The sequence below is a fragment of the Novosphingobium sp. BAM6 genome (assembly GCF_057784955.1).
Genome location: NZ_JBYNTR010000001.1, coordinates 1794233 through 1807879, shown reverse-complemented (window position 1 = coordinate 1807879; position 13647 = coordinate 1794233). Strand labels below are relative to the sequence as shown.

The window sequence follows — 13647 nt, the reverse complement described above, 5'->3', positions numbered from 1 at the left end:
CCGCCAGTTACGAGCTCAAACGAAAGGGGCCGCGATCGCCATGATCGCGGCCCCTTTCGTTTGAGCTGGTGAGGGGGCGGTCAGGCCCCCAAGCCTCTCTCAGCGGCGGCCCATTGTGCTGGCGACGAGGCGGCTCATCAGCGGCATCAGGCCGGGGTAGTTGGCCTTGGTGTAGGTCGATCCCGGCGCAAGGTTTGCGGCGAGGCGGCGGTGAGCCTCGCCCAGCGAATGGTAGGGCAGGCTCGGCAGCAGGTGGTGCAGCGCGTGGTAGCGCAGGCCGACCGGTGCCCACAGGCCCGCCATCACGCCGGGGGGCGGCACGTTCACCGAATCGAGGTACTGTTCGGTCACACTCATCTGCTCGCCCTCGTTCTCCCACAGGTGGGCGACCAGCGTGCGGACCTGATTGAGCAGGGCGACGGCAGCGACGATGGCGACGGCGATTATCAGGGGACGCCAGCCCCAGGCGAGGCTCGCGGCGATCAGCGCGATCGACCAGACCGAGACGCCCACTTCCTGCCAGAACACCATGCGGGCGAACTCGCCCTCGGGCGCCTTGCGACGGAAGCCGGGGTTGATCGAGAGCGAGGATGCGCGCTCCCACACCAGACGGCGCACGGGCGGGATCACCGCGCCCAGCGGCACGAGGATCGCCCCGCGCACGATCAGAGCGGCAGGCAGCAGCAGCGACGTGAGTGCGAAGACCGGCAGCGACCATGGCTTCATCAGCGCCAGCGGCAGGTATTCAGGGTCTTCCGACGTGCCGTAGCGCACGCGCGAGTGGTGCAGCGAATGCACGCCCTCATACATGTACGAGGGGATCAGCATCGGCACGCCGACCAAGAGGTTCCAGGCAAAGCGGAAGCCGGGCAGGGCATCGCGGTGATAATGCGTTAGCTCGTGGATGAACAGCAGCGCGCGGTAGAGCGTCAGCACCGAGACCAGCGCGCAGGCCAGCGCCACCCACGGCGAGCTGGCCAGGATCGCGCCTGCCAGCGTCGCATAGCCGACGGCGGCATTGGCCAGCATGTCGGGCCAGTAGATCGCGGGGCGTGCCTTCGCGATGTCGCGCGTCAGTTCCGCGGCGGCGCGCATCATCGCCTTGTCCTCGGGGCCATTCTTGCGAATCGCCGCACGGCCTGCACGCGCTGCCTCATCTGCGGCCACATCTCTTGCGGTCGCGGGCGCATTGGGCCTGTCGAGGATATCCTGTTCGATCATCGTACTACTTCCAAAGTGAACCTTTTTCGCGTCGCCGGCCGAGTATGTTGCTGTGCAGTGTTAACCGCGCTTGACAACATGAGGCGAGTCCACGCAGGTCGCATCCATTCTTCTTCCCTACATCGGAACAAAGGCAGGATCGTGGCCAACGCCGAACTAGTCATCGCACCCGTTTCCAGCAAGGCCGATCGTGCTGCCTTCGTGGACTTCGCCTATCGCCACAATGCGCCAGATCAAAACTGGGTCGCGAACCTGCGGATGGAGGAGATCGAGAAGTTCACGCCGGGCAAGAACCCGTTCTTCGACCATGCCCGCGTCCAGCTGTTCCTGGCCTATCGCGGGGGCAAGATCGTGGGCCGTATTTCTGCCCACATCGATGAACTGGCGCTGACCCAGCCGGTCGAGCAGGGCATGGGGCCGGGCACTGGCAACTGGGGCGCGATCGAGGCCGAGGACGAAGCCGTCGCCAAGGCGCTGATCGCCACGGCCGAGGACTGGCTGCGCAAGGAAGGCATGACCCGTGTGCTCGCGCCGATGAACCTCTCGGTCTGGGAAGAGCCGGGCATTCAGGTGAAGGGCTTCGATCATCCCCCGATGGTGATGATGGCGCACCACCAGCCTGGCTATCAGGGCTGGATCGAGGGTTCGGGCTATACCGTTGCCAAGACGCTCTACACCTATGAACTGGACATCACGAAGCAGTTCCCTCCGCTGATCCAGCGTATCGTCTCTTCGGGCGAGAAGAACGCCAAGATCCGCGTGCGCAACTGCGATCCCAAGCGCTTCGACGAGGAAGCCGCGATCCTGTGCGACATCCTCAACGATGCCTGGGCCGACAACTGGGGCTTCGTGCCTTTCACGCCCGAGGAAATCGCCCATACCGGCAAGAAGCTCAAGCCGCTCGTCCATCCCGAACTGATCCAGTTCGCCGAGTACGAGGGTGAGGCGGTGGCCTTCATGATGACGCTGCCCGATCTCAACCAGATCCAGATGCGCGTGAACGGCCGCACCGGCAAGCCGAGCATTCTGGGCTGGATCAAGCTGGCGCTGTGGCTGCGCAAGCCCAAGCCCGCCGACATGCGCGTGCCGCTGATGGGCGTGCGCAAGAAGCTGCAGTCCTCGCGCCTCGCCAGCCAGCTTGCTTTCATGATGATCGAGTACATCCGCCGTGCTGCCGTAGACAAGTTCGGTGGCAAGCGCGGCGAGATCGGCTGGGTTCTGGAAGACAACCAGGGCATGGTCGCCATCGCCGATGCCATCGACAGCCACGTGAACCGCGAATACGCGATCTACGAAAAGGCGCTGTAAGGCCAGTTCGCCTTACCCATCCGGATTACGACGCGCCCGATCTTCCCTTGAAGGTCGGGCGCAGTATCAAGAAGAGATACCATGGCCCGCAAACATCGCAAGAACGGCGGCTGGGACGAGCCCGAGATCGACACCGAGGAGGAGGCCCCGCCGCCCGTCCCGTGCTGGCTGTGCGGGCGTCCTACCGGTGAGACCATCGTATGGCATCACCCGATCCCCAAGAGCCGGGGCGGGCGCGATACCGTGCCGATGCACCCGATCTGTCAGCAGATGCTGATCACCACCTTCACCAACTCCGAACTCCAGCGCAACGGCATGGACGTCGACGGCTTGCTGCTGAACCCCGACGTGCGCAAGTTTGTCGACTGGGTGGCGAAGAAGGAGCCTGACTTCAACGCCCCGATCGCGAAGAAGAAGCGCTGACATCTATCTGCGTGACGTTCTAAGCTTGCTTTCCAAATTTTAACCGAGCGCTTCGCCTCTTCTTCACCCCTTTCGCCTATGCCGCTTTTCGCCGGGTGCATCGAAGGCGCGGCGGGTTAGAGCGGGGGCAGACGTGCAGGCTTTTACAAGGAAATGGCTTATTGCCAGCGGGCTGATGATTATCGGGTGTCCGCTGGGGACCTTTGCGTTGATGCTTTTGCTCAAGGGCATCGGGTGCTCCAGCGAATGCGGTATCCTGATGATGATCGGTGGCTTGCTGCTTCGCTTGGTATTCGCGCTGGTTTTCGCGATATATCTGGTGGTCCTGATCTGGAAGCGCGCGCGGGTCTTGTCGCTGCTGCCGTGGGCGCCACTGTGCGGTGTTCTGACGTTGCTGGGCGGGGCTTCGGAAATCTTCTCTTTCGCCAATTACTGGACAGTGAACTTTGCGCTGGGCGTTTCCGCCAATGTTGAGGCGAGGACGATGCTGGTGATGCTGGCAGCGCTTCTGATGGGGCTCAGTTGCCTGACCCCGGTAGCCGATCTGCGGGTCCCGGCGCGCAAGTGGACATTCTCGGCAGGTGGCATCGCCCTGGTTCTGGCCATTCCGCAGTGTCTGAAGGGCCTGGGTATGCTGCCGTGGGTCGGGGGCGGGATAAGAGATCTGGCCTGGTCGATTACCATAAGCCTGGCCCGCGCCGGGTTCTGGTTGGAACTGGCCCTGTTTTCTGCGGTTTGCGCGTTTTGCGCCACGCTGGCGTGGTGGGTCGTCTCGGAGCGCAAGGCACTGGCTGCGCAGGCCTGATCGAACGGCGGCAAGGTTTCACTATCCGCCCAGACGGGATGGGCAGGTCGGAGCAATTGCCCCCTCACTGCCCTCCCGGTGTCGCCGCAGCCGGGGCGGCGGGTACGGTGGTTTCCGTTGTCGTCGCATCGTCGTCGCCCTGGTCCTGACCGGGGGCGTCGTCCTCGTCGGGAGCGTCGGCTTCGTCCTGTGCGTCCTGTTCGACCTGCGCGTGGCTGGAGGCGCTGCGCGTGGCCGCTTCGGGATCGAGCAGGTCGGGCTGCGAGGTGACGGTGTCGTAGGGCAACATGTCGTCGCTGGCCGAGCGGGGTAGCAGCTCGCCGCCTGCCGCAGTGGCGTTCTTGTCATCCTTCTTGGCGCTGTTGCAGCCCGAAAGCGCAATGCCGAGCACCAGTGCGCCCGAAGCGAGCCAGAGCGAGGTGCGGGCCATCAGGCAGTCTCCCCCGGCTGGACAGGGGCCTTGGAAGCGGGCGGGCAGGGGCTTTCCAGCTTGGCGAGGAAGGCTTCGGCATGGGCGATCAGCGCAGCGTCCCAGGCGGGCGTGTCCACGGCCTTACCTAGCCGTTCGAGGCTGGTGACGCCGAATTCCTCGATGCCGCAGGGCACGATGCCGGTGAAGTGCGACAGGTCCGGGCGGATGTTCACCGAGAAGCCGTGCATCGTCACCCACTTGCGGATGCGCACGCCGATCGCGCCGATCTTCGCCTCGCGCCCGTCGATGTCGTTGGTCCAGATGCCGATGCGCCCTTCGGAGCGGAAGGTGTCCACGCCGAAATCGGCCAGCGTGTCGATCACCCAGCCTTCCAGCGCATGGACGAAGCCGCGCGCGTCGCGGGCGCGGCGCTTGAGATCGAGCAGGACGTAGCCGATGCGCTGGCCGGGGCCGTGATAGGTGTAGCGTCCACCGCGCCCGGCCTCGACCACCTCGAAGCGCGGGTCGAGCAGTTCGTCAGCAGCCGCGCTGGTGCCGGCGGTGTAGACCGGGGGATGTTCCAGTAGCCAGATCAGTTCGCGCGCCTCGCCCGCCGCGATCGCGGCATTGCGCGCGGCCATCTCTTCCAGCGCCTCGCGATAGGGCACCGGCTGCGTGCTCACGCGCAGTTCGATATCGCCCGGCAGAGTGTCGGGGAGGAGACCAAGAGGGGCGACGGAGTCGGCTTGCGTGAAAACAGGACTTGTCATGCCGCGTTGCGTGGCGTCATTGGCAGCGCATAGCAAGAGGGTTTAAGGGGGCTGCCCCCGGAACCCGGCCGTTGGAGCCCATGATGAAATTCGACAGTAACCGCGCCTGGCAGGACAGCGTCGCGGCGGTACGCGCCAACCGCGAGGTGCTTTTTGCCGTGGCGGGGGTGTTTTTCCTGCTGCCCTCGCTGCTCGCAGGCGTGCTGCTGACCGGCCTGGAAACGCAGATCTACACCAATTTCGAGAACAAGACGCTGGTGAACCAGCTGGTGATGGACAACATCGGCACGCTGCTTGGCGTAGGCCTCGGCAGTGTGGTGATGCAGCTGATCGGCTATTTCGCGCTGGCGCGGCTGCTGGCCGATCGCGCGCGGCCCACGGTGGGCACGGTGATCGCCTCGGCGATCCGCGCGCTGCCCACGCTGATCGCGACGATGGTGATCGCGCTGGCGGCGACGATGACGGTGCTGGTGCTGCCTGCCGTACTGTTCGCGCCGCTGGGCGGGGTAGGAGCGGCGCTGGGCGCGGTGGTGTCGCTGTTCGGGATCGCGCTGCTGATCCACGCGGCGGTGCGCGTCTCGCTGCTGGTGCCGGTGGTGGTCAATGACGGACTGCTCAACCCGGTCCATGCCCTGCGCCGTTCGTGGCAGCTGACCCGGCGCCATGCGTTGCGCCTGTTCGGCTTCTTCTGCCTGCTGATGCTGGCCTATCTGATCATCGGCATGGTGGTGAACATGGCGCTGATCACGCCGGTCCTGCTGCTGGCGGGCGAGGGCAATCTGCCGACCCTGTGGGCGGCGCTGGTCTCCGGCCTGTTCAACGCCGTGGCAAGTGTCGTGACGGTGGCTGTGCTGGTGGCGATCCACCGCCAGCTGAGCGGCGACAGCGCCGGGTCGGGCCGCCCTTTCGAGTGAGCAAGGAACGCATCGGATACGAAAAAGGGGGCTTGAACGCCCCCTTTTTTATGCGTCGCGTCTGAACGAAGGGAGGATCAGTCCTCGTCCTTCCAGCACCACCACATGAAGCACGGCGGCACGTTGATCGGTTCGATCGCGTCGTCGATGCGCTTGAAGTGCGGGGTCATGAAGCTCTTCGCCTTGGGGCGGAACTGGTAGACCAGGAACGCGCCGCCCTTGCGGATCACGCGGTACGTGGCCGCCGCGATGGCGGGCGCCACACCCTTGGGCAGGGTGGAGAACGGCAGGCCCGACAGCACGTAGTCCGCCTTTTCATGGCCATGTGCGCGCACGATCTCTTCGACGTCAGCCGCCGAGCCGTTGACCGCGACGAAGCGGCTGTCGGTGATGGTGCGGCGCAGATAGTCGATGAACAGCGGATTGGTGTCGATCACCAGCAGCATGCCGTCGCGCGGCAGGCGGTCGAGCACCGGCTGGCAGAACGTGCCGACGCCGGGGCCGTATTCGACGAAGAGCTTGGTGTTTTCCCAGTCTACCTTCTCCAGCATCCGGCGGATGGTGAAGCGCGAGGAGGGAACGATCGAGCCGACCATCACCGGGTTGCGGATGAAGCCTTCGACGAAGATCCCCCAAGGCCCCAGAGTCTGCTTGATCTTGCGCTTGATCCGCTGCTGCAGGGGCTCTCGGGCAAGCTCGGTACTGGTCATGGAAGCGCGCACTCGCTGTTCTTTGAAAACTCAGGGACGGATCGCTGGCAGATTAGCCATCGTATTGCAAGACGAAGGGCGTGGTGAATGCGGTAAATGCCCGCTGTCCGCCCCCTCTGTTCACAGGATCTCGTTTACCAGTTCCTGCGGACGACACAGGCGCACGCCTTTGTCGGTCTCGACCAGCGGGCGCTCGATCAGGATCGGTTCGGCCTCCATCGCGGCCAGCACGGTGGCCGCGTCCGCTTCGGACAATCCCCGTTCCTGCGCATCGGTGCCGCGCAGCCGCAGACCCTTTTGCGGGGTGATCCCGGCATCGCGGTAGAGTTGGGCGAGCTTCTCCGCACTCGGCGGGGTCTTGAGGTATTCGATCACCGTCACCTCGACGCCGGGGGTCTCTTCGAGGATCGCCAGCGTCTTGCGCGAGGTGCCGCACTTGGGGTTGTGCCAGATCGTGGCTTTCATGGAGTGTTTCCTGAGGTTTGCGTTTTCGGGAGCGTGCGCAGCGCCGGGACGGCGCGCGCGGCATCGGCAGGGGTGATGCCGGGGGCAGGCGCGGCGCTGATGGTTTCGAGGCGGCGTGCGACGCGGCCTGCGCGCTGGATCGCGCGGACGAGGCGTGGATAAACGCCGCAGCGGCACAAGTTGGGCACCGCGTCGAGGATTTGCGCCTCGCTGGGGTCCGGGTTGGCTTTGAGCAGCGCGGCGGCGGTCATCACGATGCCGGGCGTGCAGAACCCGCACTGAATGGCCTGCTCGGCCACCATCGCCTGCTGCACCGGGTGCGAGCGGTCTGCCGAAAGCCCCTCGATGGTGGTCACGAAGCGGCCCTCGCATTCGGAAAGGGTGATCAGGCACGAGCGCAGCGCGGCACCATCGACCATTACCGTGCAGGCGCCGCAGTCTCCCACGCCGCAGCCGTACTTGGTTCCCGTCAGGTTCGCACCGTCTCGCAGGGCGAACAGCAGCGGGGTCTGCGGGTCCATGTCGATCTGGACGGGGTGATCGTTGATCGTAAGGCGCGCCATTGCGCTCAGGACTAGCCGGAGAACCCGCCCGATGCCAGTGGGCAGCTGCGGGTTCTCCGGCAGTATGTACTCTACATCGCCAGCTTCACGCCCACCCACACGGTGCGCGGTTCGGCCAGATCGATCGAGCCGTCCTGGTTGCGGGTGACGACCATCTCGTTGCTCAGGTTCTCGCCGCGCACGGTCAGCGAGACGGGGCCTGCGACCGGAACCTGCAGATAGGCATCGAAGGTGGTCGCAGCGGGCAGGATGTAGGTGTTGAGGTCGTCCTCGTACTGGCGGCCGATGTGGCGCACGGTGCCCGCAAGGCGCCAGCCCTTGCGCGGGGCCCACGACAGGGTGCCGCTGGCCATCAGCTTGGGCACCTGCGCCGGGCGCAGGCCGTCGATGGCCGCCTGTGTGCCGCTTGCCTCGACCTTCGAATCGGTCCACGACAGCGATCCGTTGAAGCCCACCTTGTCGAAGGTCAGCGCGGCTTCCGCCTCGATGCCCTTGGCGCGGATCGCGTCGACGTTCTCGCGCTCGCGCACATTGGTGGCGATGGTGACGTTGGCGATGGCATCGTCCAGCCTGTTGTAGAACGCCGTCACCGACAGTCGCGCCCAAGTGGCGGGCGTCAGGTCGAACCCGGCTTCGTAGCCGCGCAGCTTCTCCACCTTGAGATCGGCGTTCGCCTCGGTGGTGACGGGGTAGACTACGAAGGGGCGGTACAGTTCGTTGAGCGTGGGCATGCGCATGCCGGTATAGGCCGAGCCGCGCAGCGCGATCACCGGCGCCACATGCCACACCGCGCCGCCCCGGAAGTTGCCGACCCAGCCCGAGCGGTTGGCATAGCGGTTGTTGATGTTGTCCTCGGTCGCGTCGAAGGCGTCCTGCGTGTAGTAGCCGTTGCGGATCGTCCAGCGATCGGCGCGGGCGCCTGCGGTCAGCACCAGCTGGCCCAGCGTCCAGTCATCCTGCGCATAGAGGCCAAGGTCCGATTCGTCGCCGCCCGCATGGCGGATCGCAGAGCGCTCGCCGGTGGTGGTGTTGATCGGGAATTCCAGCAGGTGGCCGCCGGTCAGCCGCAGGTCGGTGCCGAAGCGCAGGACGTGATCGTCGCCGACGGGCGGGCGGATCTCCAGCTTGCCGCCGCCTGCCAGCGTGGGCGTGGCGTGCTGGTCGAGCGTTTCCTTGTAGCTGGTCGAGCTCTTGACGATGTTCGAGTAATCCTGCGCCTGCACATAGGCGAGCACGTCGAACTTCCAGTCGCCATGGCCGACGAGGCGGATCGAGCCCTGCTGGCCGGAAGACGTCGAATCGGCGCCCTGGAAGCGGAAGGTGCGGTGGTCCTGAAAGGCCATGACACCGGCCTGCACCTCGATATCGTCGGTCAGCGGGGCAACCGCGCGGATCGAGCCCGAGAGGCTTTCATAGCGCGCGCGGGCGCTGGCATCGACGCGCTGGTCTTCGGGCGTGGTCCAGAAGCCCTTGCCGCGATCCCACTGCACGCTGGCGACGATATAGCCGCCCGAATTGCCCAGCTTGGGGGCGACGGTGGCATCCATCTGCGTCTCGCCGCGATTGTCGACGAGTGCCTCGGCATTGAGCAGGCCCAGCTGGTCCGGCCCGGCGCTGTCCATCTCGATGGTGCCTGCGACGGCGCCTGCGCCGAAAGCGCCGGTGCCGCCGCCGCGCGTCACGCGGATCGTGCTGAGCCGGTCGGGTGAGAGCGTGCTGAGCGGGATATAGCCGAAGAACGGGTTCGCCACCGGCACCCCGTCCAGCAACACCAGCGATCGGCTGGAGGCATTGCCGCCCAGCGCGCGCAGGGTGACGCCCTGGTTCGAGGGGTTCGTCGCGCGGCTGTCCGAACGGCGATACTGCTGGAAGCCCGCCACCGAGGATAGCACGTCCTCGATCCGGCCCGAGGAACTGGAGGTGATCGTGTCACGGTCCAGCACCACGCTGTCGTAGGCCGGGGTCGCCGGGCCGTCCGCCAGCCCGCGCCCGGTCACGACGATGACCGGGGTCTTGCCCTTGTGCGACTTCGCGGTGGTCGAGTTCGCATCCGACGTGGGATCGGTCGATTGCGCTTGTGCAGCGGCAAGGGGGGCAAGCACGCCCAGCGTCGCGATCGAGGCGAGCAGGGCAGGGCGGACGGCATGGCAGGAGGAGATGATCGTGTCTTTCTTCTTTTTTCGAGTCGCGCGCGCCTATACGGCAATTAACCGTTCGGTACACGCTGCGTACAGAGTCACTCCGGCTCGGCGATCCGCAGCTCGATCGGCTCGCAGCCGTCGACTTCGCCCACCAGAACATCACCGGGCTGCACGGGGCCGACGCCTGCCGGGGTGCCGGTGTAGATCAGGTCGCCCGCCTGCAGGTGATAGAGCTTCGAGAGGTCGGCGATCAGTTCGGGCAGGCTCCAGATCAGCAGGTCGAGCGTGGCGTCCTGCCTGACGGTGCCGTTCTGCGTCAGGCGGATGCGCTGGCTGGACACCTCGCCGAACTGCGCCGCAGGGGTGATCGGGCCGATCACCGCGCCGTTCTCGATGTTCTTGGCGACGTCCCAGGGGTACTGCTTGCTCTTCATGCGCGATTGCAGATCGCGGCGGGTCATGTCGAGCCCGCAGGCATAGCCGGTGACGAGGTCCATCGCGTCTTCGGGCGCGACGCGGAAGCCGCCTGCGCCCAGCGCCACGACCAGTTCCATCTCGTAATGGAAGTTCCCGGTGCCCGGCGCGTAGGGGATCGTCGCCGGGGTGACGCAGACGGTCGAGGCGAACTTGGAGAACCACACCGGCGCCTCGCGGTCGACGGCGGCGCCCATTTCCTTCGCGTGGTCCTCGTAGTTGCGCCCGACAAGGAACACGCGGCCGACCGGGAAGCGGGTGTCCGACCCGGCGATGGGCACGGTGGGGGCGGGCGGCAGATCGAACAGCAGGTTCATGGGGTTACTCCTTGGGGGATAGAAGCAGGGAGGGCGCGCGGCGTGCTTGCGGGCTCGCCCGGACCCGGTACAGTCAAAGGCGTGACACAGGAACAGTATCTTACGGGTCGGCTGCTGCTGGCCATGCCGGGCATGGGCGATCCGCGGTTCGCCCGCTCGGTCAACGTGATGTGCGTGCATGACGATACCGGCGCGCTGGGCGTCGGCATCGGCTCTTTGCGGGAAGGGGTGCGCTTTCACGCGATCCTGAAGGAACTGGGCATCGATCCCGGTGCGGCGCCCGACCGCGAAATCCACCATGGCGGTCCGGTCGAGCCGGGGCGCGGTTTCGTGCTGCACTCCACCGACTGGATCGGCCACGACACGGTGCTGGTCGAGCCGGTCGGCGCGCTGTCCGCCTCGATGGACGTGCTGCGCGCGATCGCCAAGGGCACCGGGCCTGCGCGCTGGCTGATGGCGCTGGGCTATGCCGGATGGGGCGCGGGCCAGCTTGAGGGCGAGTTGCGCGGGCATGGCTGGCACGCCGCGAAAGGAAGCGCCGGGGTGCTGTTCGACACGCCCGCCGAAAAGCGCTGGGAAACCGCATGGCGCGCCGAAGGCATCGATCCCGCTCTGCTGGCGAGCGAAACCGGCAATGCCTGATTTTCGGGGGCCTGATCTCATCGTTCTGTTTCCGCCCGGACGAGATCCTCGCGGCTGTCGATATCGGTGAGCACGCCGGGATCGTCGCAGGGCAGGCGGAGCACATCGGGGCGTGAGCGCAGCAGGCGGCCCGCGCCTGCATCCCCTTCCAGAAGCAGCGCATCCGCCATCGCCCGCGCGGACAGCAGTACGGGATGGCCGGGACGCTCCCCGACCACCGGTAGCGCGGCATAGCGCTCGCCCAGCGCGGCGGCGAGGTGAGCGGCCATGTCCGGTGGCACCAGCGGCATGTCGCCCAGAAACACGAAGGCGCCATCCACGCCAGACAAGGCGGCGAGACCAGTGTGCAGGGTTTCGGACAGCGCATCACTGGCTAGGGTGATGTGCGCAACCGGCGGCGCGCCGTCCCACTGGCCGATGGCGGTGTCGGGGCGCGTGACGACTACGACGCGGGAAACCGGTGCCGTGCGCGCCAGCCGGATCGCGTGGTGCAGCAGCGGTTCGCCTCTGAAGAGCGCGTGCATCTTGCCGCCGCCAAAGCGCGTGGCGTGGCCCGCCCCCAGCACGATCGCGCCGAAGTTATGGCGCGATCCGAGGCGGTTTCCTGCCACGCTCAGGCGCGCTCGCGGGCGGGATTGAGCGCCTGCATGATCTCGGCAAGGATGCCGGTGGCCACCTCGAACGGCGCCTTGCCCAACCCGGCGACGCCGGGAGACATGTGCAGCGCGGCGATCTCCTCGTCGCTGGCCCCGGCGCCGCGCAGCGCGGCGATACGGGCGGGCGCGCGCGACTTGGCGCCGATCATCCCGGTCCATGCGGCCCCGCCTTTCAGCGCGGCAAGGCACCCGCCGAGATCGTGCTCGTCCTCGTGCGTGGCGCCGAGGTAGGCGGTCCAGCGATCGACGCCGAGTTCGGGAAGGGCCTGCGAAGGCTCGCCGCGCAGATAGCGCGAGACCGCAAAGGGCGGCGGCTGGTGCGGGCCGTCAGGGCGCACGAGGATCGTCTCGAACCCGGTCATCATCGCCAGTTGCGCGGCGGCGAGCGCGCCCGGATCGCCGCCCGAGACGATCAGGCGGCGCGGCGGGTCATAGCGGCGGGCAAAGTGCAGCGGATCGTCGTGTGCGCTGAGCAGGGGGGCACCGCTTTCGGCCGCGCAGACGGCCTGCACCGTGCCGTCGCTCTCCCACAGGCACGACCGGCGCTGGCGGGTGTGGTCGAGCAGCGCCGTCGCGGCGGGGCTGTCCGCCTCCACCCGTTCGACCACGACATGCAGCGCACCGCCGCAGCGCAGCCGCAGGTCGATCCACGGGCTGCCCATGCCGTAGTGCAGGCGGCGCGGTTCGCCGTCATCCAGCACCTGTGCGGCGTGGGTGGCGACATCGCCCTCGATGCAGTCGCCCGAGAAATAGCCGCTGGCGGTGCTGCCATCGAACAGCATCTGCGCGCCGGGGCCGCGCGGCGCACTGCCCTCGACCCGCAACAGCGTCGCCAGCGCCACCGGACGGCCTGCCGCCATGGCACGCGACAGCGCGGGGCGAATGTCATCGCTCCAGCCGAAAGTGGGCCAGTCGGCATTGTCGAGGGGCAGGGTCATCGAAAGGTCTGTCGCGCGAACCGGGTGGCAAGTAAACGCCACATCGCGTGATCGAGCCTATAGTTCCCGCTGATAATGCGGGGCGGGACGAATTAGTGCCCCATGATGCAGGGTGTAATGAAGGCCGTGATGGGGGAGGAAATTACGCCTCGCCAATGCGGTCCGCGAACAGCAGACGCCCGCCCGACAGATGCCAGAGCGCCTCGTTGAAGTTCGCCTGGCTCATCGCGAAGCAGCCCTCGCTGCGGCCGAGCTTGCCCCACTTGGCGATCATCGATTCGTCAACGTACCATGCCGGATGGACGACGATGGCTCGTTCGAGCGCGCGCGAATTGTCGGCATCGAGGCCCTGCAGGCGGATCGAGGTGCCGTACTTGCCCTGATACCACTCGCAGGTGAGATAGGCGCCGCGCGATGTCGCTTCCGAGCCGACCTGATTGGAGAAGCTCTGCAACCAGCCGCTGTGCGACGGGTCCGAACCGCGCCCGTGGGCGAGCAGGAACGAGCGCACGGTGCCGTCTTCCAGATTGGCGAAATGGAAGCGCGGCTTCCACGAAGGCTGCGAGAAATCGGCGATGCCGACCAGATCGGCGCGCCATACGGAGGCCCGCACACGGCTGATCTCGCGCTGGGCGGCTGCGAGAATGCGCTGCTGATAGGCATCGGCGCTGGCCGGGCTGGCCGGAACGGTGCCGAGCGTGGAATTTGCCAGCAGGTTGGTCGGTGAGCCGCTGGTGAGATCCGAACCGGTCAGGCCCAGCGGATCGGCGGCAAAGGCGCGTGCGGGCAGTGTCAGGCCGAGGCCCGCCAGCAATCCACCCTTCACGATATCGCGGCGACCGAGTTTTCCGTTCATGGCTGACAGTTTACGCATGCCCGACAGTTTAC

Annotated in this window: 16 protein-coding genes; 5 read left to right on the top strand and 11 right to left on the bottom strand. The window is 66.5% G+C overall.

Annotated features, from left to right (window positions below; genetic code table 11):
- Positions 1 to 99: 99 nt before the first annotated feature.
- A complete protein-coding gene (locus AC3EC3_RS08365) occupies positions 100 to 1221 on the bottom strand; it encodes a fatty acid desaturase family protein (protein ID WP_260924565.1) in 1122 nt (373 codons plus the stop codon).
- Between the two features lie 141 nt (positions 1222 to 1362).
- On the opposite strand from AC3EC3_RS08365, the gene AC3EC3_RS08360 reads away from it, so the two are divergent.
- The 3 genes from AC3EC3_RS08360 to AC3EC3_RS08350 all read left to right on the top strand — a co-directional run bounded on the left by AC3EC3_RS08360 (position 1363) and on the right by AC3EC3_RS08350 (position 3757).
- A complete protein-coding gene (locus AC3EC3_RS08360; RefSeq protein WP_488489115.1) occupies positions 1363 to 2529 on the top strand; it encodes an N-acetyltransferase in 1167 nt (388 codons plus the stop codon).
- A gap of 81 nt (positions 2530 to 2610) precedes the next feature.
- The gene (locus AC3EC3_RS08355) at positions 2611 to 2952 is read left to right on the top strand and encodes a hypothetical protein (protein WP_260924563.1); all 342 of its coding nucleotides are present in this window, start codon (positions 2611 to 2613) and stop codon (positions 2950 to 2952) included.
- A 211-nt stretch (positions 2953 to 3163) separates the two neighbouring features.
- Positions 3164 to 3757, top strand: a complete 594-nt coding sequence (locus AC3EC3_RS08350) for a hypothetical protein (RefSeq protein ID WP_488489114.1) — start codon at positions 3164 to 3166, stop codon at positions 3755 to 3757.
- Between the two features lie 64 nt (positions 3758 to 3821).
- On the opposite strand, the gene AC3EC3_RS08345 is transcribed toward AC3EC3_RS08350, so the two are convergent.
- Together AC3EC3_RS08345 and lipB are read right to left on the bottom strand one after the other, a co-directional pair.
- The gene (locus AC3EC3_RS08345; RefSeq protein WP_488489113.1) at positions 3822 to 4187 is read right to left on the bottom strand and encodes a hypothetical protein; all 366 of its coding nucleotides are present in this window, start codon (positions 4185 to 4187) and stop codon (positions 3822 to 3824) included.
- The gene (lipB, locus tag AC3EC3_RS08340; protein ID WP_488489112.1) at positions 4187 to 4939 is read right to left on the bottom strand and encodes a lipoyl(octanoyl) transferase LipB; all 753 of its coding nucleotides are present in this window, start codon (positions 4937 to 4939) and stop codon (positions 4187 to 4189) included. Before lipB ends, AC3EC3_RS08345 begins: the two co-directional genes overlap by 1 nt.
- Before the next feature lie 80 nt (positions 4940 to 5019).
- Between lipB and AC3EC3_RS08335 the strand changes: the two genes are divergently transcribed.
- Positions 5020 to 5853 carry a lipoyltransferase gene (locus AC3EC3_RS08335; protein ID WP_488489111.1) on the top strand — a complete coding sequence of 278 codons (834 nt, stop codon included), beginning with the start codon at positions 5020 to 5022 and terminating at the stop codon, positions 5851 to 5853.
- A 77-nt stretch (positions 5854 to 5930) separates the two neighbouring features.
- Here AC3EC3_RS08335 and AC3EC3_RS08330 read toward each other — a convergent pair whose 3' ends face one another.
- From AC3EC3_RS08330 to AC3EC3_RS08310, 5 genes are all read right to left on the bottom strand, one after another.
- Positions 5931 to 6563 (bottom strand): class I SAM-dependent methyltransferase, encoded by a 633-nt coding sequence (locus tag AC3EC3_RS08330; RefSeq protein WP_488489110.1) that lies wholly within the window; start codon positions 6561 to 6563, stop codon positions 5931 to 5933.
- A gap of 120 nt (positions 6564 to 6683) precedes the next feature.
- Positions 6684 to 7028 carry an arsenate reductase family protein gene (locus AC3EC3_RS08325; RefSeq protein ID WP_488489109.1) on the bottom strand — a complete coding sequence of 115 codons (345 nt, stop codon included), beginning with the start codon at positions 7026 to 7028 and terminating at the stop codon, positions 6684 to 6686.
- On the bottom strand, positions 7025 to 7591 hold the full coding sequence (locus AC3EC3_RS08320; protein ID WP_488489108.1) for a (2Fe-2S)-binding protein: 567 nt from the start codon (positions 7589 to 7591) through the stop codon (positions 7025 to 7027). Before AC3EC3_RS08320 ends, AC3EC3_RS08325 begins: the two co-directional genes overlap by 4 nt.
- A gap of 71 nt (positions 7592 to 7662) precedes the next feature.
- Complete coding sequence (locus tag AC3EC3_RS08315) at positions 7663 to 9693, bottom strand: TonB-dependent receptor plug domain-containing protein (protein WP_488489107.1); 2031 nt, start codon at positions 9691 to 9693, stop codon at positions 7663 to 7665.
- 134 nt (positions 9694 to 9827) lie between these two features.
- The gene (locus AC3EC3_RS08310) at positions 9828 to 10523 is read right to left on the bottom strand and encodes a fumarylacetoacetate hydrolase family protein (protein ID WP_488489106.1); all 696 of its coding nucleotides are present in this window, start codon (positions 10521 to 10523) and stop codon (positions 9828 to 9830) included.
- Between the two features lie 123 nt (positions 10524 to 10646).
- Here AC3EC3_RS08310 and AC3EC3_RS08305 point away from each other — a divergent pair, with 123 nt between their 5' ends.
- The gene (locus AC3EC3_RS08305; RefSeq protein WP_488489234.1) at positions 10647 to 11165 is read left to right on the top strand and encodes a YqgE/AlgH family protein; all 519 of its coding nucleotides are present in this window, start codon (positions 10647 to 10649) and stop codon (positions 11163 to 11165) included.
- Between the two features lie 17 nt (positions 11166 to 11182).
- Here the strand turns inward: AC3EC3_RS08305 and AC3EC3_RS08300 are convergent, their stop codons facing one another.
- From AC3EC3_RS08300 to AC3EC3_RS08290, 3 genes are all read right to left on the bottom strand, one after another.
- Complete coding sequence (locus tag AC3EC3_RS08300) at positions 11183 to 11776, bottom strand: nucleotidyltransferase family protein (protein ID WP_488489105.1); 594 nt, start codon at positions 11774 to 11776, stop codon at positions 11183 to 11185.
- Between the two features lie 2 nt (positions 11777 to 11778).
- Positions 11779 to 12759, bottom strand: coding sequence for an XdhC family protein (locus AC3EC3_RS08295; RefSeq protein ID WP_488489104.1), 981 nt, complete (start codon positions 12757 to 12759; stop codon positions 11779 to 11781).
- Between the two features lie 142 nt (positions 12760 to 12901).
- On the bottom strand, positions 12902 to 13615 hold the full coding sequence (locus tag AC3EC3_RS08290) for a murein L,D-transpeptidase catalytic domain-containing protein (protein ID WP_488489103.1): 714 nt from the start codon (positions 13613 to 13615) through the stop codon (positions 12902 to 12904).
- Positions 13616 to 13647: the final 32 nt, after the last annotated feature.